The 15,847-nt window shown below is 70.7% G+C and carries 17 protein-coding genes; 5 read left to right on the plus strand and 12 right to left on the minus strand.

Annotated elements, in window-relative coordinates; genetic code table 11:
* Positions 1-18: 18 nt before the first annotated feature.
* Together AC2DGY_RS05990 and AC2DGY_RS05995 are read right to left on the minus strand one after the other, a co-directional pair.
* Entirely contained in the window at positions 19-924 is a 906-nt protein-coding gene (locus AC2DGY_RS05990; RefSeq protein WP_484508786.1) for a hypothetical protein, read from the minus strand.
* Positions 921-2,192 (minus strand): winged helix-turn-helix domain-containing protein, encoded by a 1,272-nt coding sequence (locus tag AC2DGY_RS05995; RefSeq protein WP_484508787.1) that lies wholly within the window; start codon positions 2,190-2,192, stop codon positions 921-923. Before AC2DGY_RS05995 ends, AC2DGY_RS05990 begins: the two co-directional genes overlap by 4 nt.
* 62 nt (positions 2,193-2,254) lie before the next feature.
* Here AC2DGY_RS05995 and AC2DGY_RS06000 point away from each other — a divergent pair, with 62 nt between their 5' ends.
* Both AC2DGY_RS06000 and ilvA read left to right on the plus strand, forming a co-directional pair.
* Complete coding sequence (locus AC2DGY_RS06000; RefSeq protein WP_484508788.1) at positions 2,255-3,466, plus strand: AI-2E family transporter; 1,212 nt, start codon at positions 2,255-2,257, stop codon at positions 3,464-3,466.
* Positions 3,463-4,719, plus strand: a complete 1,257-nt coding sequence (gene ilvA, locus AC2DGY_RS06005) for a threonine ammonia-lyase (RefSeq protein WP_484508789.1) — start codon at positions 3,463-3,465, stop codon at positions 4,717-4,719. The genes AC2DGY_RS06000 and ilvA overlap by 4 nt, the downstream gene beginning before the upstream one ends.
* Before the next feature lie 3 nt (positions 4,720-4,722).
* Here the strand turns inward: ilvA and greA are convergent, their stop codons facing one another.
* Positions 4,723-5,214 carry a transcription elongation factor GreA gene (gene greA / locus AC2DGY_RS06010; protein ID WP_484508790.1) on the minus strand — a complete coding sequence of 164 codons (492 nt, stop codon included), beginning with the start codon at positions 5,212-5,214 and terminating at the stop codon, positions 4,723-4,725.
* 93 nt (positions 5,215-5,307) lie between these two features.
* Entirely contained in the window at positions 5,308-5,703 is a 396-nt protein-coding gene (locus AC2DGY_RS06015) for a DUF4307 domain-containing protein (protein ID WP_484508791.1), read from the minus strand.
* 64 nt (positions 5,704-5,767) lie between these two features.
* Here AC2DGY_RS06015 and AC2DGY_RS06020 point away from each other — a divergent pair, with 64 nt between their 5' ends.
* The gene (locus tag AC2DGY_RS06020) at positions 5,768-6,052 is read left to right on the plus strand and encodes a hypothetical protein (RefSeq protein WP_484508792.1); all 285 of its coding nucleotides are present in this window, start codon (positions 5,768-5,770) and stop codon (positions 6,050-6,052) included.
* Between the two features lie 3 nt (positions 6,053-6,055).
* On the opposite strand, the gene trhA is transcribed toward AC2DGY_RS06020, so the two are convergent.
* Positions 6,056-6,796, minus strand: a complete 741-nt coding sequence (gene trhA / locus AC2DGY_RS06025) for a PAQR family membrane homeostasis protein TrhA (protein WP_484508793.1) — start codon at positions 6,794-6,796, stop codon at positions 6,056-6,058.
* Between the two features lie 68 nt (positions 6,797-6,864).
* Here trhA and AC2DGY_RS06030 point away from each other — a divergent pair, with 68 nt between their 5' ends.
* Both AC2DGY_RS06030 and phoH2 read left to right on the plus strand, forming a co-directional pair.
* Positions 6,865-7,650, plus strand: coding sequence for an isoprenyl transferase (locus AC2DGY_RS06030; RefSeq protein WP_484508794.1), 786 nt, complete (start codon positions 6,865-6,867; stop codon positions 7,648-7,650).
* 277 nt (positions 7,651-7,927) lie between these two features.
* The gene (gene phoH2, locus AC2DGY_RS06035) at positions 7,928-9,232 is read left to right on the plus strand and encodes an RNA 5'-3' helicase PhoH2 (RefSeq protein ID WP_484509980.1); all 1,305 of its coding nucleotides are present in this window, start codon (positions 7,928-7,930) and stop codon (positions 9,230-9,232) included.
* A 202-nt stretch (positions 9,233-9,434) separates the two neighbouring features.
* Here the strand turns inward: phoH2 and AC2DGY_RS06040 are convergent, their stop codons facing one another.
* Genes AC2DGY_RS06040 through xseA form a run of 7 tightly spaced genes read right to left on the minus strand, consistent with a single transcriptional unit; the run spans position 9,435 to position 15,788 of the window.
* Positions 9,435-10,091, minus strand: a complete 657-nt coding sequence (locus AC2DGY_RS06040; RefSeq protein ID WP_484508795.1) for a response regulator transcription factor — start codon at positions 10,089-10,091, stop codon at positions 9,435-9,437.
* A complete protein-coding gene (locus AC2DGY_RS06045; protein ID WP_484508796.1) occupies positions 10,088-11,515 on the minus strand; it encodes a sensor histidine kinase in 1,428 nt (475 codons plus the stop codon). The genes AC2DGY_RS06040 and AC2DGY_RS06045 overlap by 4 nt, the downstream gene beginning before the upstream one ends.
* 25 nt (positions 11,516-11,540) lie before the next feature.
* Complete coding sequence (locus AC2DGY_RS06050; RefSeq protein ID WP_484508797.1) at positions 11,541-12,935, minus strand: class II fumarate hydratase; 1,395 nt, start codon at positions 12,933-12,935, stop codon at positions 11,541-11,543.
* 34 nt (positions 12,936-12,969) lie between these two features.
* Positions 12,970-13,581, minus strand: a complete 612-nt coding sequence (locus AC2DGY_RS06055; protein ID WP_484509981.1) for a carbonic anhydrase — start codon at positions 13,579-13,581, stop codon at positions 12,970-12,972.
* Positions 13,582-13,616: 35 nt separating this feature from the next.
* A complete protein-coding gene (locus AC2DGY_RS06060) occupies positions 13,617-14,246 on the minus strand; it encodes a DUF4245 family protein (RefSeq protein WP_484508798.1) in 630 nt (209 codons plus the stop codon).
* Positions 14,246-14,473, minus strand: a complete 228-nt coding sequence (locus AC2DGY_RS06065) for an exodeoxyribonuclease VII small subunit (protein WP_484508799.1) — start codon at positions 14,471-14,473, stop codon at positions 14,246-14,248. Before AC2DGY_RS06065 ends, AC2DGY_RS06060 begins: the two co-directional genes overlap by 1 nt.
* A gap of 10 nt (positions 14,474-14,483) precedes the next feature.
* Entirely contained in the window at positions 14,484-15,788 is a 1,305-nt protein-coding gene (gene xseA / locus AC2DGY_RS06070) for an exodeoxyribonuclease VII large subunit (protein ID WP_484508800.1), read from the minus strand.
* Positions 15,789-15,847 lie beyond the last annotated feature (59 nt).

Raw genomic sequence — 15,847 nt, forward strand, 5'->3', positions numbered from 1 at the left:
CCGGCGGGCCCGCTCTGATCAGCGCACGCCGAGGACGATCTCGTCCCCGCTCACGCGCACCTCACCGCGGAGGGCCCAGGCGTCGTCGCGGTAGGTGAACGACGCGGGCGCTCCGCTGCGGTCCGTGCCGGTCACCGTGGCGACGACGATGCCGCCGGTGGCCTCGAAAGAGCGTGCGTCGGGGGAGACGGACAGCGCGGGGAACCGCTCGATCCGGAACGCGAAGGCCGATGCCGAGGCGAGGTCGGCAGCCCAGGGGATGCGCAGACCGCACGAGCCGGGCACGTCGGTGCCTCCCGCGGCGCACTCCCGGGCGTAGGCGTCGAGCTGCTCCTGCGCGAGCGCCGTCGCGTCGGGCGTGAGGGATGCCTCGACATGGACATCGGCGGGCTCGTCGGTGGAGACGGCAACCGTGGCCGATCCGGTCACGAGGCGGCGCGGAGAAGCGGTGAACTCGTAGATCGCGGGGAGGAGGGCGGCAGGCCCGGTCGGGATCACCGCGTCCCCCACCTGCACGGCGTCGCCGACGGTCGTGGTGATCTCCACCATCGCGAGGGAGTCGCCCGTGACGTGCCAGCGGCCGTCCCTTCGCTCCATGGCGAAGGACACGTCGCGCTCGACGCCGTCGAAGGCGGCGGTCGCGCGCACGTCGGCGGCCGGTCCGCTCTCGGCAATGTCGCTCACGCGCGGGTCCTCGAGGTAGGAGGAGGCGGCGGAGAAGGCGTCGGCGAGACGCCGCTCGTCCTCGGTTGCGCCGATCAGCTCGGTCACCGCATCCGTGTCACCGGCGGCTAGCGCGCTCAGGTACGCGTCGGCGGCCTCGGCGGCGCCGGCGGGGCGGGTCGCCGCCCAGGTCGCGATTCCGCCGACGATGAGGGCCAGCGCCGCGCCGGCCCCCATCAGAATCGCCGTGCGCCGCTTCACGCCGGCTCCTCCGGTGCGAGGGCCACCGGCTCGCTCGCGCCCCGATCGTGCCGCACCGCGGAGGGAAGGACGGCGGCGAGGTCGTCCACGGCATCACCCCAGCGCGAGACCGACACGCGCTCCAGGCCCTGCCACCGCGCGGCGCTCTCCAGCTCCCGAGCCACGCGCTCCGCCGCATCCGCGGGCCTGCCCGGTTCCCACCACGCCGACTGCACGAGGAGCGTGCTCGTCGCGCGATCCGCCTTCAGGTCCACTCGCCCCACGATGTCGTCTCCGACGAGCACGGGGAGCGAGTAGTACCCGTACTGCCGACGCGGCGCGGGCGTGTAGATCTCGATGCGGTACGCGAAGTCGAACACGCGCTCGGCACGATCGCGGAACCACACCACCGGGTCGAACGGCGTCAGCACCGCCGCCGCATCCACCCGTCGGGGCAGCACCGCGTCACGATGCATCCACGCCGGCGCCGGACGCCCGCCCGCGGTCCACCCTTCGACGCTGACGGGGACGAGTTCTCCGCCGTCGACGAGGTCGCGCACGGCCGTGAGCACCGCCGGTCGGTCGCGGATGCGCCAATAGTCGGCGAGGTCGGAGGCCGTCGCCACGCCGTACGCGCGTGCCGCGCGGCGCACCAGCTCGCGGATGGCATCGGCGCGGGGCACCGGGGTCGCCAGGACGTCGGCGGGGATGACCTGCTCGGCCAGCGCGTAGCGGCGCTCGAACCCTCGACGCCCGGCGATCGCGACCTCGCCGAACAGCCACAGATACTCCAGCGCCTGCTTGACCTGGCCCCAGTCCCACCAGGGGCCGCGGGAATCTCGGTCAAGGTCTCCCTCGATCTGCGCCGGGCGGAGCGGTCCGCGGGCGGCCAGCTCCGCCCTAACCCACGCGATGGTGTCGGGATGTGCGGCCACCCACGAGCCCGGCGCCGCGTACTTCTCGCGCAGTGCCTGCATCCGGAAGGTGAACAGCGACCAGTCCTCGGCGGGGATGAAGGATGCCACGTGCGCCCAGTACTCCACGTACGGGGCGCGGCGGGAGAACAGCAGCCGGTCCAGCGCCTCGGTGTCGTACGGCCCCAGGCGGGAGAACAGCGGCATGTAGTGCGAACGCGCGAACACGTTGACGGAGTCGATCTGCAACGTCGCCATCCGGCGGACCGCGGCGGAGAGGCGGCGTGTGCCCGGTTGCTCGTCCGGGCGGCGCGAGAAGCCCTGCGCCGCGAGCGCCACGCGCCGCGCTTCGGCTGCGCTCAGCGTCGTCCTCACCCGCCTCAGCCTAGTTCCGGGCGCCGACAGCGACCCAGCGGAGCGGCGCCTAGACTGGCGGAATGAGCGGCCCCGGACCCGAAGAGCGCGGCTCCTTCTTCGATGCGCTGCGACGCCGGCCGCCGACGCCCCCCGAGGTGTCCGAGGTGACCGAGGTGAACGAGACCACGGTTCCCCGCGCGCTCCAGGTCGCGACGGCCTACGCCTGGCGGCTTCTGGTGCTGGCCGCGGCCGCTGCGGTGGCGATCTGGCTCGTCATCCAGCTGAAGCTCCTGGTCATCCCGCTGCTCATCGCCATCCTCGTCTCCGCGCTCCTGTCGCCGGCTATGTCGTGGATGCTCCGCCATCGGTGGCCGCGGTGGCTGGCGATCGTCATCTCGGTGATCGGGACGCTCTCGATCGTGACCGGGCTGATGTGGCTGGCGGTGTGGCAGATCACCCGCGAATGGGGTGAGGTGCGCGATCGCACCGTGGACGCGGTCGCCCAGCTGCGGCAATACCTCATCGACGGGCCGATGGACCTCACGCCGCAGCAGATCGACGACGCTCTGGACCAGGCCGTCGGCTTCGCCCAGGAGCAGGCCGAGCTGCTGCTGTCGGGGGCACTGGCGATCGGCAGCACCGTGGGCCACGTGGTCACGGGGTTGCTCCTGACGCTCTTCATCCTGTTGTGCATCCTCGCCGACGGCGGCGGGATCTGGCGATGGACCACGCGGTTGTTCCCCCGCGCCGCCCGTCCCGCCGTGGACGGAGCCGGCCGCGCGGGGTGGACCACCGTGGTCACCTACGCCCGCACGCAGCTGCTGGTGGCCACCATCGATGCCGTCGGCATCGGGCTGGGCGCCTTCTTCCTCGGCGTCCCCCTGGCCATCCCGATCGGCGTGCTGGTCTTCCTCGGCGCCTTCGTGCCGTTCGTGGGCGCCGTGGTCACCGGCGCCGTGGCGATCTTCATCGCGCTCGTCTACAACGGCCCGTGGATCGCCTTCTGGATGCTGGTGGTCGTGCTGGGAGTCCAGCAGCTCGAGAGCCACGTGCTTCAGCCGCTCCTCATGGGGTCTGCCGTGAAGGTGCACCCCCTGGCCGTCGTGATGGTCGTCGCCGGGGGAGCCATGGTGGGCGGCATCCCGGGGGCCCTGTTCGCCGTCCCGCTGGCGGCATTCGTGAACGTCGTGGCCGTGTACCTCAGCAGACGCGCCTGGGACTCGGGAGCGCCTCCGCCGGCGGCCGACCTGATGTGGCGCACGGTCCCCAGGCGCCGGGGGAGCACCGCATGACCACGTCCGCATCCACGTCCGCGTCGATGGCCCTGCCCACCCTCGCCGGCTTCGAAGACGCCGCGAACGCCCTCCAGGGGATCATCGTCCGCACGCCCCAGGACGAATCCCAGCACCTCAGCGAAGTGCTGGGCGTCCCGGTGCACCTGAAGCTGGAGAACCTGCAGCGCACCGGCTCCTTCAAAATCCGCGGGGCGACCTACCGCCTCTCGCGGCTCACCGCCGAGGAGCGCGCCCGCGGCGTCGTCGCGGCGTCGGCCGGCAACCACGCGCAGGGCGTCGCCCTCGCGGCACAGCAGCTGGGGATCCGCGCGACGATCTTCATGCCGCTGGGCGTGCCCGTTCCCAAACTCCTGGCCACGCGGGGCTACGGGGCCGAGGTCATCCTCGAGGGCGCGACCGTGGAGACTCCGCTCCGGCTGGCGGCCGAGTACGCGCAGCGCACCGGCGCGGTGCTCATCCACCCCTTCGACCACCCCGATATCGTGCTCGGGCAGGGCACGCTCGGCCTCGAGCTGATCGACGGGATGCCGGACCTGGGCACCGTGGTCGTGGGGATCGGCGGGGGAGGGCTGGCAGCCGGCGTCGCCGCCGCGGCGAAGATGCGCGCCGCAGCCGCGGGTCGGACGATCCGGGTGGTCGGTGTGCAGGCGGCGAACTCGGCCGCGTACCCGTCGTCTCTGAAGGCGGGGCGGCCCCTGGAGGTGGACACCCGGCCGACGATCGCCGACGGCATCGCCGTGGCGCGCCCGGGCGACCTCCCCTTCGCGCTCATCCAGGAGTACGTCGACGATGTCGTCACCGTGACGGAGGACGACATCGCCCGGGCGCTCCTCGTGCTGCTGGAGCGGGCGAAGCAGGTCGTGGAACCTGCGGGAGCGGTCGGAGTCGCCGCGATCCTCGCCGGAAAGGTGCCCGCGGCAGGACCGACCGTCACCATCCTCTCCGGAGGAAACATCGACCCGCTGCTCCTGCAGCGCGTCGTCGCGCACGGGCTCGCGGCATCCGGGCGGTACATGACTCTCCGCATCCCGCTTCCCGACCGGCCCGGTCAGCTCGCCCGCGTGTCAGAACTCCTGGCGGAGGCCGGAGCCAACGTCATCGAGGTGCTGCACACCCGGCACGGCCAGGGCCTGCAGATCAGCGAGGTGATCCTGCAACTGAGCGTCGAGACGCGGGGTGCCGAGCACCAGGCTGTCGTGATGGCGACCCTGGAAGCTGCCGGCTTCCTGCCGACGATCGTCGCCGACTGAGCGTCACTGGCCCGAGTAGGTCTCGACCTTCACGACCTCGACGGGGATCTCGCGCCCGTTCGGCGCCGTGTACGCGCCCTTGTCACCCTCGCGCAGACCGATGATCGCCGCGCCCAGAGGAGATGCCTCGCTGTAGACGTCGAGCTCGGAGTCGACGGCGATCTCGCGGTTGCCGAGGAGGAAGCGCTCCTCGCCGCCGGCGACGAGGGCGGTCACGATGGTGCCGGGCTCCACGATGCCGGTGCTCTCGGGAGCCGTGCCGACCTTCGCGTTCTTCAGCAGGTGCTGGAGCGTGCGGATGCGCGCCTCCTGCTTGCCCTGCTCGTCCTTGGCGGCGTGATAGCCGCCGTTCTCCTTGAGGTCGCCCTCTTCTCGCGCGGATTCGATGCGCTTGGCGATCTCCTCCCGGCCGGTGGTGGAGAGGCGCTCGAGCTCGTTGACGAGCCGATCGTAGGCCTCCTGGGTGAGGAACGTCTCAGGTGCGTCGCTGGACACGTCGCTCTCCTTCGCCTCGAGTGGGCCGGCGTCTGCGGGCCCGGGGATATGGAAACGCCCCGGCGTCAGCCGGGGCGTCATGGTGCCCATAGACTACGTGACCCAGCAGCTGTTCACCAAACCCGTCGTGGCCAGCGCCACGGTTGGGATCGTCTCGGTGAAGGCGCGGCCGCGTTCCTCGGTCGCCGGGTACTCCACGATGCGCCAGCCGACGATCCCGTGCTCCTCGTCCTGGGCCTCCAGGGCGCAAGCCACGGCCGAACCGGGGGGCGCGGAGACCTGGAACGTCACGGTGACGGTGCGCTCGTCCACCACGTCGTAGGCGGTCCCGGTCACGTCGGCGGAAGCCAGCGTGCGCGCCACCGTCGTCCCGCCGAGCCAGATCACCAGCGCCGAGGCGAGCACGCCGACCACCACCCAGCCGACGATCCGGCGCCGCCGGGATCGCCGCACGCCATATCGCTCGTCGAGCATGTGTTGCGTGGTCATCGTTCTCCGGCGCGTTCTAGGCTGGTCACTCCAGGCTATGCGCTCCGGCGCGGAACGAGGACCCATGTACGACGCGATCATCGCCGCCGCGGCCACACCGTCGCCGACGCCGTCGGCGCCGCCGGCCGAGCTGGTGACCCCCGGACCCATGGGATTCCTGGTGATCGCCCTGCTGACGCTGGCGGTGGTGCTGCTCATCCTCGACATGCTCCGCCGCATCCGACGCGGGCGCTACCGCGAGGAGGTCGCCGCCGAACTGGACGCCGAGGAACAGGCCCGTGCCGCCTCGGAGGCGAGCACCGTCGACGATCAGGACATCGATCCGCGGGAAGACCCCACCCGGCGGTGACCGTCAGCCGGCGTGATAGGCGGGATGCAGCGCGATGAGCAGGCTCGCCGTCCAGTGGCACAGGAACGCCAGCACCGTGCACACGTGGAAGATCTCGTGGAAGCCGAAGTGTCCGGGCCACGGGTCCGGGCGCTTCAGCGCGTACACGATCGCGCCTCCCGTGTAGAGCAGCCCGCCGACCAGCACCAGGGTCATCATGGCGGCGTTGGCCGCGAAGAGGTCGAACAGGTACATCACGGCGGCCCAGCCGAGCGCGAGATACAGGGCGACGTACAGCCAGCGCGGGGCGTTGAGCCAGAAGATCCGGAAGAAGATGCCCAGGATCGCCCCGCCCCACACGACCCCGAGCAGGATGATCGCCTTGTCGGTGGGGAGCGCGAGCACGGCCAGCGGCGTATACGTGCCGGCGATGAGCAGCAGGATGTTCGCATGGTCGATCCGCTTGAGGATCGCCCGCGTCCTCGGCTTCCAGTCGAACCGGTGGTACAGGGCCGAACTGCCGAACAGCATCATCGAGGTGACCATGAACACCGCCGAGGCCCACTTCGCCGGGGCGCCCTGGGCCAGAGCGATCAGCACGATGCCCGCGACGACGGCGATCGGGAAGGTCGCCGCGTGGATCCAGCCACGCCAGGTCGGCTTGATCTCGCTCTGCGCGCCCACCGCGCCGGCTTCGATCAGCGGCAGCTCCGGAAGGTGCGCGCCGTCGGAATCCTCGGCGGCGGAAGGCGTGCGATGGCTCACACCCGAAGCCTACGGGTCGGTGCATGCCCGTACCGGCACGTTCAGGTGCGCGCGGTAGCGTAGAGCGCGTGACCGGCGGCCGCAGCAACCAGGGCAGAGGGCCGCTCTATCGGCTCTACATCAGCCGCCTCCGCCGGCGTCTGCAGCCGGAGACCGTTCCGCATCACGTCGCGATGATGATCGACGGCAACCGTCGCTGGGCACGCCAGCTGGGGTACGAGACCGCTGCGCACGGCCACCGTGCCGGCGCGGCGAAGATGCGCGAGTTCCTCCGCTGGTGCGATGACCTCGGCATCCAGGTGGTCTCGCTGTACCTGCTCTCCACCGACAACGTGAACAAGCGGGACTCCCGGGAGCTGGCCGACCTCATCGAGATCATCGCCGAACTCGCCGAGGAGCTCTCCCACGAGCGCAACTGGCGTGTGCAGCACGTCGGACGCGCCGAGATCCTGCCGCCGGAGCTTGCCCGCGTGCTCGCCGATGCGCAGGAGCGCACACGCGAGCACACCGGCCTGCATGTGAACCTGGCCGTCGGCTACGGCGGGCGAGGCGAGATCGTCGATGCGGTGCGCAGCATCATCGCCCAGCACGATCGGGAGGGCGGCTCGCTGGAGGAGCTCGCGGCGAGCCTCACCCCCGAGCAGATCGGGGAGCACCTGTACACCGGCGGGCAGGCCGACCCCGACCTCGTGATCCGCACCTCCGGGGAGCAGCGCCTGAGCGATTTCCTGCTGTGGCAGAGCGCGCACAGCGAGTTCTACTTCGTCGAGGCACTCGGCCCGGATCTGCGCGAGGTCGATTTCCTGCGTGCCATCCGCGACTACGCCGATCGCGACCGCCGCTACGGCGGCTGAAACGCCGAATTCACCTCCCCGACACATCTGCAGGTGTGTCGGAGACGGGGCGGTTCCGCCGCCGGTCGTACGGTGATCGCATCGGGCAAGGAGCCCGGTCGGGTCGGCCTTCAGGATCGCGACTCGCAACCACTGGTCGACTCGAGACTGCCGGGTGCAGCACCCGGGTCGGGAGTGGGTTGTGACCGCACGAGCATCACTGAAGCCACGTCGCTCGATCGCCGAGGACTCCGTCTCCGAGGACTCCGTCTCCGAAGACAACGTCGCCGGTGGCGACCTGTCGACGGAGCAGGAGCTCCGCACGTATGTCCTGGACACCTCGGTCCTGCTGAGCGATCCGCGCGCGTTCTTCCGCTTCGCCGAGCACTCCGTCGTGATCCCCGTCGTGGTGATCACCGAACTCGAGGCCAAGCGCCACGACCCCGAACTGGGCTACTTCGCCCGGCAGGCCCTGCGCCACCTCGACGGGCTGCGCATCGAGCACGGCCGACTCGACTTCCCCGTGCCCGTCGGCGCCGACGGGACGCTCCGGGTGGAGCTCAACAACACCGATCCCGCGGTGCTCCCCTCCGGCATGCGGCTCGGCGACAACGACACCCGCATCCTGGCCGTCGCGATGCACCTCGCCCAGGGCGGCACCGAGGTCACGGTGGTGTCCAAGGACATGCCGATGCGCGTCAAGGCCGCCTCCCTCGGGCTGCATGCGGAGGAGTACCTCGCCGAGCAGGCGGTGGACTCCGGATGGACCGGTATCGCCGACCTCGACGTGGGGGGCGACGAGATGAGCGACCTGTACGAGTCGGAGGTGGCTTCCAGCCCCGCCGTGGTGGGGCTGCCGGTGAACACCGGGCTCATCATCCACTCCGAGCGCGGATCGGCGCTCGGGCGGGTCACCGGGGAGGGCGCGTACAAGCTCGTGCGCGGCGACCGCGACGTGTTCGGTCTGCACGGCCGTTCGGCCGAGCAGAGGATCGCGATCGACCTGCTGCTCGACCCCGACGTGGGCATCGTGTCGCTCGGGGGCCGCGCGGGCACGGGCAAGTCGGCGATCGCGCTCTGCGCAGGACTGGAGGCGGTGCTGGAGCGCCAGCAGCAGCGCAAGATCATCGTCTTCCGCCCGCTGTTCGCCGTGGGCGGTCAGGAGCTCGGCTACCTGCCCGGGGACGCCGCCGAGAAGATGAACCCCTGGGGTCAGGCGGTCTTCGACACGCTCGGCTCGGTCGTTTCGCCGAACGTCCTGGAGGAGGTTCTCGCCCGGGGGCTCCTCGAGGTTCTTCCCCTCACCCACATCCGTGGGCGGTCGTTGCACGACGCATTCGTGATCGTGGATGAGGCGCAGTCACTCGAACGGAACGTCCTTCTCACCGTGCTCAGCCGGATCGGACAGAATTCGCGTGTCGTGCTCACCCACGACGTGGGTCAGCGGGACAACCTCCGGGTGGGGCGGCACGACGGCATCGCCTCGGTCATCGAGACCCTCAAAGGCCACGGACTCTTCGGCCACGTGACTCTCACACGGTCGGAGCGTTCCGCGATCGCCGCGCTGGTGACCGACCTCCTGGAGGCCGGCGAGCTCTCGTGAGCCGGGGGAACCGCACATGAGAGCAGTCTCACGTGCGGTTCCACCCGTTCTCACGAACCTGACGGATGATGTAGTCATCGCGAGGGAACCCCGGTCCGCCCCCCAGGCGGACACCCACGAGAAACACGTCCGGACTTTCCCCCAAACTCCGGGCATTCCAGCCCCCGGCGTCCCCCAGCGCCGGGGGCTCTCTCGTGGGATCTCACTCCCAGCGGTAGCCCGCTCCGCGCACGGTGCTGATCCGCTCGTGCCCGAACTTGCCGCGGAGATAGCGCACGTACACGTCGACCACGTTGGAACCGGGGTCGAAGTCCAGCCCCCACACCCGGCTCAGAAGCTGCTCGCGGCTGAGCACCTGGCCGGGATGGCGGAGGAACTGCTCGGCAAGGGCGAACTCCCGCGCGCTGAGATCGACCTCGCGCCCCGCGACGGTCGCTCGCCGCGCCAGCACGTCGAGGCTGACGTCCCCGTGCACCACGGCGATCGTGCTGGTCTGGACGGTCTCGCGAAGCCGTGAGCGCACCCGCGCGAGGAGCTCGTCGAACTTGAACGGTTTCGCGATGTAGTCGTTGGCGCCGGCATCCAGCCCGTCCACCGTGTCGCGCGTGCTGGAGCGGGCGGTGAGCATGATGACCGGAAGGGTGGAGCCCTGGCCGCGGAGGTGGCGGAGCACCTCGAAGCCGTCCATCGACGGCAGCCCGATGTCCAGCAGCATCAGATCCGCCTCGCCCGACAGCGCCACCTCGAGGGCTTCCGCGCCGTCTTCGACGACGGCGGTGAGGTAGCCGGCGGATTCGAGTCCTCGGCTCACGAACGCCGAGATGCGGCCTTCGTCTTCGGCGATGAGGATGAGCGTCATCCGGAGGCCTCCCGCTGCTGAACGACGTCGCCGGCGCGCACGGGAGCCGGGAGATCCGCCGGCGCGCGTCCGCGTCCGGGCGGGATGTGGACGGTGAAGGTGGCGCCGCCGCCCGCGGTGTCGGTGACGGAGCAGTGCCCGTCGTGCGCCTTCACGATCGCGTCCACGATCGCGAGCCCCAGTCCCGATCCGCCGACCGTCCGCCGCCCCTCCGCACGGTGGAAGCGACGGAAGATGCGGTGACGCGACGCCGGCGGGATCCCGGGTCCGTGATCGCGCACCCACAGGCGCGCGCCGTCGTCGTCCACGGCGCTCCCGATCTCGATCAGCGTCCCCTCGGGCGTGTACTTGGCCGCGTTGTCGGCCAGCTGCAGCCAGGCCTGCAGGAGCCGGTCGTAATCGCCCTCCACGCGACCGTACCCGCGGGTCTCGACGCGCCACTGGTGCCCCGGGATCCCGGTCACGAGTTCTCCCACGTGGGCGGTGAGCGCGTCGACGTCGACCACGCTCATCGTCAACGCCCCGTCCTCGACGGCGGCCAGCAGATCGATGTCGTCCACGAGACGTGTCATGCGGTCGAGTTCCGAGATGCCGATGTCGCGCGTGGTGGCGACGTCGACCGGGTCGCGGACGTCCATCGTCTCCAGGTGTCCGCGGACGATGGTGATCGGCGTCTTCAGTTCGTGGCGTACGTCGTCCAGGAGTTGCCGCTGCACGTCGACGGACCCTTCGATGCGATCGAGCATCGAATTGACCGTGCGAGTCAGGTCGGAGATCTCGTCGTTCCCCTCGGCGGGCAGCCGTGTGCCGAAGTCGTCGATGGTCACCGCATCCGCCGTCGCCCGGAGGTCCCGCAGCGGCGAGAAGAGCCGGCCGATCACGAACCAGCCGACGATGGCCATGGCCATCAGCATCCCGATCCCGGCAAGCATGTAGGTGAGGATGCCGGTGGCCACCAGCTGCATGCGCGCGTCCAGCAGAACGGCGTGGGCGACCACGACGTCACCCTCGGGGACGGCCACGTAGCGGAGCAGCCCCAGGTCGCTCTGCACGGTGTCGAACGTGGCATCGGCCGGAGCCTGCGCACTCACCGCGCGGACGAAGTCCTCGTCGTCGGCGAGGTCGAGTCCGGCCGACGTGGACGCGGAGGCGAGCACCGTGCCATCGGCCACGGCGATCGTGCCGTCGGTGCGGGCGGGCACGAGGTTGCGAACGGCCGTGAGCACGGACTCGCGGTCGGTCATCTCCTCGGCCGCGAGCGCCGTGGCGAAGCCCTGCAGCTGCGCGTCGGCGTTCTGTATCACCTGGCTCCGCAGCACCACGAACGTGATTCCGCCCACCACGACGAGCCCGGCGCACGCGACGGCGAGGACTGCCCCCAGGATCCGCGCGCGCGCCGAGGCCATCCTCGGCGTGCGGCTCACGCTTCGATTATGACGTGAGAGCGCGTCAGCCGGGGTGCGTCATCGAGAGCAGGTCGAGCTTCTCGTCCAGCTGGGCCTCGGTGAGCTCCCCGCGTTCGACGTAGCCGAGGTCGATCACGGACTCGCGGACGGTGATCCCCCGTGCGACCGAGTGCTTCGCGATCTTGGCCGCCGCCTCGTAGCCGATGAGCTTGTTCAGCGGTGTCACGATCGAGGGCGACATGCCCGCGTACGCGGCCGCGCGCTCGACGTTGGCCTCCAGGCCCGCGATCGTCTTGTCGGCGAGCACCCGCATCGCGTTGGACAGCAGACGGATGGATTCCAGGAGCGCGGTGCCCATGACGGGGATCGCGACGTTCAGCTCGAACGCGCCCGACGCGCCGGCCCAGCCGATCGTGGCGTCGTTGCCGATGACCCGCGCGCACACCATGAGCGTGGCTTCGGGAACGACCGGGTTGACCTTGCCCGGCATGATCGAGGATCCGGGCTGCAGATCGGGGATGTGGAGTTCACCCAGGCCCGTGTTGGGACCGGATCCCATCCACCGCAGGTCGTTGTTGATCTTGGTGAGAGACACCGCGATGGTGCGGAGTGCTCCGGATGCTTCGACCAGGCCGTCGCGGTTCGCCTGGGCTTCGAAGTGGTCTTCCGCCTCGGTGATCGGCAGTTCGGTCTCGGAGACGATGAGCTCGATGACCTTCTGGGGAAACCCGACCGGCGTGTTGATCCCGGTGCCGACAGCGGTACCGCCCAGCGGCACCTCCGCCACGCGGGGGATCACGGACTGCACCCGCTCGATGCCCAGCCGCATCTGGCGCGCGTACCCGCCGAACTCCTGGCCGAGCGTGACCGGCGTGGCATCCATCAGGTGCGTGCGGCCGGACTTGACGACGTCCTTCCACGCGTCCGCCTTCTCCTCGAAAGCCACGGCGAGGTGGTCGAGGGACGGGATGAGGTCGTCGATGAGCGCCTGGGTCGCGGCGATGTGGACCGAGGTGGGGAAGACGTCGTTGGACGACTGCGAGGCGTTGACGTGGTCGTTGGGGTGGACGGGGGAGCCCAGGTCGCCGGTGGCGAGAGTGGCGAGCACCTCGTTCATGTTCATGTTCGAGGACGTGCCGCTGCCGGTCTGGTACACGTCGATGGGGAACTGGTCGGCGAACTCGCGGGCGATGATGCGGTCGGCCGAGCGGGCGATGGCGTCGGCGATGCCGCCGTCGAGGGTGCCGAGCTCCTTGTTGGCGAGGGCCGCCGCCTTCTTGATGCGTGCCAGGGCGACGATCTGCGCCGGGTCGAGGGCATCGCCGGAGATGGGGAAGTTCTCCACTGCACGCTGGGTCTGCGCCGCGTACAGGGCGTCCTTCGGCACCCGCACCTCACCCATGGTGTCGTGCTCGATGCGGTACTCGGTGTCGGTCACGTCGTCGTCCTCCTGTTGCCGATGGTGGTGGATGTCAGGGCAGCGGGTCGCCCGCGTCACCCAGGATCACGACGGGGGCGGCGGTCCCCTCCGCAAGCCGATAGTTGGCGCCCACGACGGCCAGTCGCCCCTCGGCGACCGCCTCGCTGATCAGCTCGGAGGCGTGCAGCAGCTGCGTGACGGTGTCTCGCAGGTGCACGCGTCCGACCTGCTCGGGGTCGATGGTGTCGGGGGTGGCGGTGGGGTCGGCGCGCTGCACGCGTCGCACCGCAGGCACGATCGAGGCGATCTGGCGCCAGATCAGCGGCGGAAGAAGGGGGGCATCGGGCTGGACGCTCTCGATCGCGGCACCCACGGCGCCGCAGGCGTCGTGCGCGAGCACCACGATCAGCGGCACCTCGAGCACCGCGACGGCGTATTCGAGGCTCCCCACCACCGAGTCGGAGATGATCTGACCGGCGTTGCGCACGACGAACAGGTCGCCGAGCCCTTCGTCGAAGATGATCTCGGCGGCAAGGCGGGAGTCGGAGCATCCGAACAGGGCCGCGCGGGGGCGCTGTCCGCCGGCGAGCTCGTGACGGCGTTCGACGTCCTGACGAGGATGGCGCGGCTCGCCGGAGACGAAGCGGGCGTTGCCTTGCCTCATCTCGTCCCACACGGCTCGGGGGGTGGGGTGGGCGCTCACGAGGTCGCTCGCAGGTCGAGGATCTTCGGCGCGAGGGCCTCGGCGACCGTGGCCGCGGCATCGCGGGAGGCCGAGCCGTAGACCATGACGAGGTCGGGTCCGGCGTCTGTGGCCAGGGCGTACGAGACGTTGGCCGCGCGAGAGGGGTCAGAGACGGTGTACTCGTCCCACACGATGCCGTCGATCCTCACGCTGCCGTCGGGGCGGCTCCCGGCGAGGATCTCCGCCGGCCATGCCTCGTCCGCGTCGAACCCCTGCGCCACGCGGAGGAACCCGGCGGTGTCGTCGGGGGCGTAGACGACGGTCCACGCGTCGACGGCGCCGCTCTCGAGCGACGCGCCGTTCACCCGCCAGCCCTCGGGCACCTCGGGGATGAGCACGAGACGCTGGAGGTTGTCGCTGAGCGCGGCGGCCTCGGCGGCCACGTCGATCGGCGGTCGCTCGGCCGGTTCGCCGCGCGGCACGCCGAACACCACCACGGCGACCACGACGAGGATCACCACGAGAGCGGTCAGCAGATTGCGGAAGGTCTTGCTGGACCGGTACGCCTGGGACGACGCCGCCTTGCGGGCGGCGGTCTCATCCGGGGTCTCGGGACGCCCGAGCTCGGCCACGACGCGTGCCATCACGACTCCGCGGCGTCCGAGCGGGCGGCGTCCAGGCGGCGCTTGGCGCCCAGCAGCCACTCCTCGCACCGGGCGGCGAGTGCTTCGCCGCGCTCCCACAGCGCCAGTGACTCCTCGAGCGTGGGCGCGCCCTGTTCCAGTTCGGCGACGACGCGCACGAGCTCGTCACGCGCCTGTTCGAACGACAGAGTCGCGACATCGGCGGTGCCGGAGTGCGACGCGGTCATACCTGCCATCTTAGTTGGGCTCCTTCCCAGCGGCCGCCGCGGCCGACTCGGCCACCTCGCCTTCGGACCGGGTGGCGATCGAGCCGCGAGCCACGGTGACGAGCACCTCGGTCCCAGCCGGCGCCTGCCCGGCGTCGCGCACGATCACCCCGTCGGCGATGTGGGCGATGGCATACCCGCGCGACAGGGTCGCCAACGGGGAGAGGGCGCGCAACGACGCGCGCAGCTCGGTGGTGCGGCGGTCGTGCGTGGACACGAGGCGGTCCAGGATGTCGCGGCCGCGGTTTCCCAGCATCCAGATCTCCTGCGCCCGTCCGGTGAGGAGGGCATCGGGGGTGCGCAGCACCGGGCGCGAGCGCAGCTGCTCCAGCTGTGCGATGTCGTGGGTGACGCGCTGCGAGAGCCGGCTGCTCAGCCGCGCACGCAGCTGGGCGACGTGCGCGCGCTGCTCGCTCACGTCGGGGACGATGCGCTTGGCCGCGTCGGTGGGTGTCGAGGCGCGCAGATCGGCGACATCGTCCAGCAGCGGGTGGTCGTTCTCGTGGCCGATCGCGCTCACGACCGGAGTGGATGCCGCGGCCACGGCGCGCAGGAGCCTCTCGTCGCTGAATCCCAGGAGGGTCTGCGGGTCGCCGCCGCCGCGTGCGATGACGATGACATCGACCTCCGGGTCGGCGTCGAGCGCCTTGAGCGCGGCGATCGTCTCCGGAACGCACCGGTCGCCCTGCACGGCGGCATGCTTGGTGCGGATCCGCACGTGCGGCCAGCGCAACTCGGCGTTCCGGTGCACATCCTTCTCCGCGTCGGAGTTCTCTCCGGTGATGAGGCCGATGAGCCGGGGGAGGAACGGCAGGCGCTTCTTGCGCGCGGGGTCGAACAGTCCCTCCGCGCGGAGCGTGGTGCGCAACTGCTCCAGCTTCTCGAGCTGATCGCCCAGGCCCACGTGACGCATCGCGGAGACGGCGAAGCTGAAGTCCCCCGTGCGGGGGAAGTAGTCGGCCTTGACGCACGCGATCACGTGATCGCCGGTGGCGAAGTCCTTCGGCAGCCGCTGCGCGGTGCTGGACCACACGCGGAAGGAGATCGTCGCGTCGGTGGTGAGGTCTTTCAGCCGCCCGAAGATGTTGCCGCCGCGGACGTTCCAGCTCGTGACCTCGCCCTCGACCCACACCGAGCCCCAGCGATCGACGAAGCCGCGGATGGTGTCGTTGAGCCGCGCCACCGAGGTGGGCGCGTGCATCGTCGAGTCGCGCGGGGGCACCGAATCGGCCGGGGGTGGCTGCCCGGGAACGGCCTCGGGGTGGAACGTGGTCATGGGTTCTCGCAGATGCATCACCGATCGGCCGGATATCGGCCGTCGTACAGGGGCGCCCT

This window comes from Microbacterium sp. Z6_144 (genome assembly GCF_057197625.1).

What these genes read in the sequence shown, in the direction of transcription:
- xseA (WP_484508800.1), bottom strand. Translation starts at nt 15,788, where the DNA reads ATGACCACGTTCCACCCCGAGGCCGTTCCCGGGCAGCCACCCCCGGCC.
- AC2DGY_RS06040 (WP_484508795.1), bottom strand. Translation starts at nt 10,091, where the DNA reads ATGACGCTCATCCTCATCGCCGAAGACGAAGGCCGCATCTCGGCGTTC.
- AC2DGY_RS06000 (WP_484508788.1), top strand. Translation starts at nt 2,255, where the DNA reads ATGAGCGGCCCCGGACCCGAAGAGCGCGGCTCCTTCTTCGATGCGCTG.
- AC2DGY_RS06020 (WP_484508792.1), top strand. Translation starts at nt 5,768, where the DNA reads ATGTACGACGCGATCATCGCCGCCGCGGCCACACCGTCGCCGACGCCG.
- AC2DGY_RS06015 (WP_484508791.1), bottom strand. Translation starts at nt 5,703, where the DNA reads ATGACCACGCAACACATGCTCGACGAGCGATATGGCGTGCGGCGATCC.
- AC2DGY_RS06060 (WP_484508798.1), bottom strand. Translation starts at nt 14,246, where the DNA reads ATGGCACGCGTCGTGGCCGAGCTCGGGCGTCCCGAGACCCCGGATGAG.
- ilvA (WP_484508789.1), top strand. Translation starts at nt 3,463, where the DNA reads ATGACCACGTCCGCATCCACGTCCGCGTCGATGGCCCTGCCCACCCTC.
- AC2DGY_RS06065 (WP_484508799.1), bottom strand. Translation starts at nt 14,473, where the DNA reads ATGACCGCGTCGCACTCCGGCACCGCCGATGTCGCGACTCTGTCGTTC.
- AC2DGY_RS06055 (WP_484509981.1), bottom strand. Translation starts at nt 13,581, where the DNA reads ATGAGGCAAGGCAACGCCCGCTTCGTCTCCGGCGAGCCGCGCCATCCT.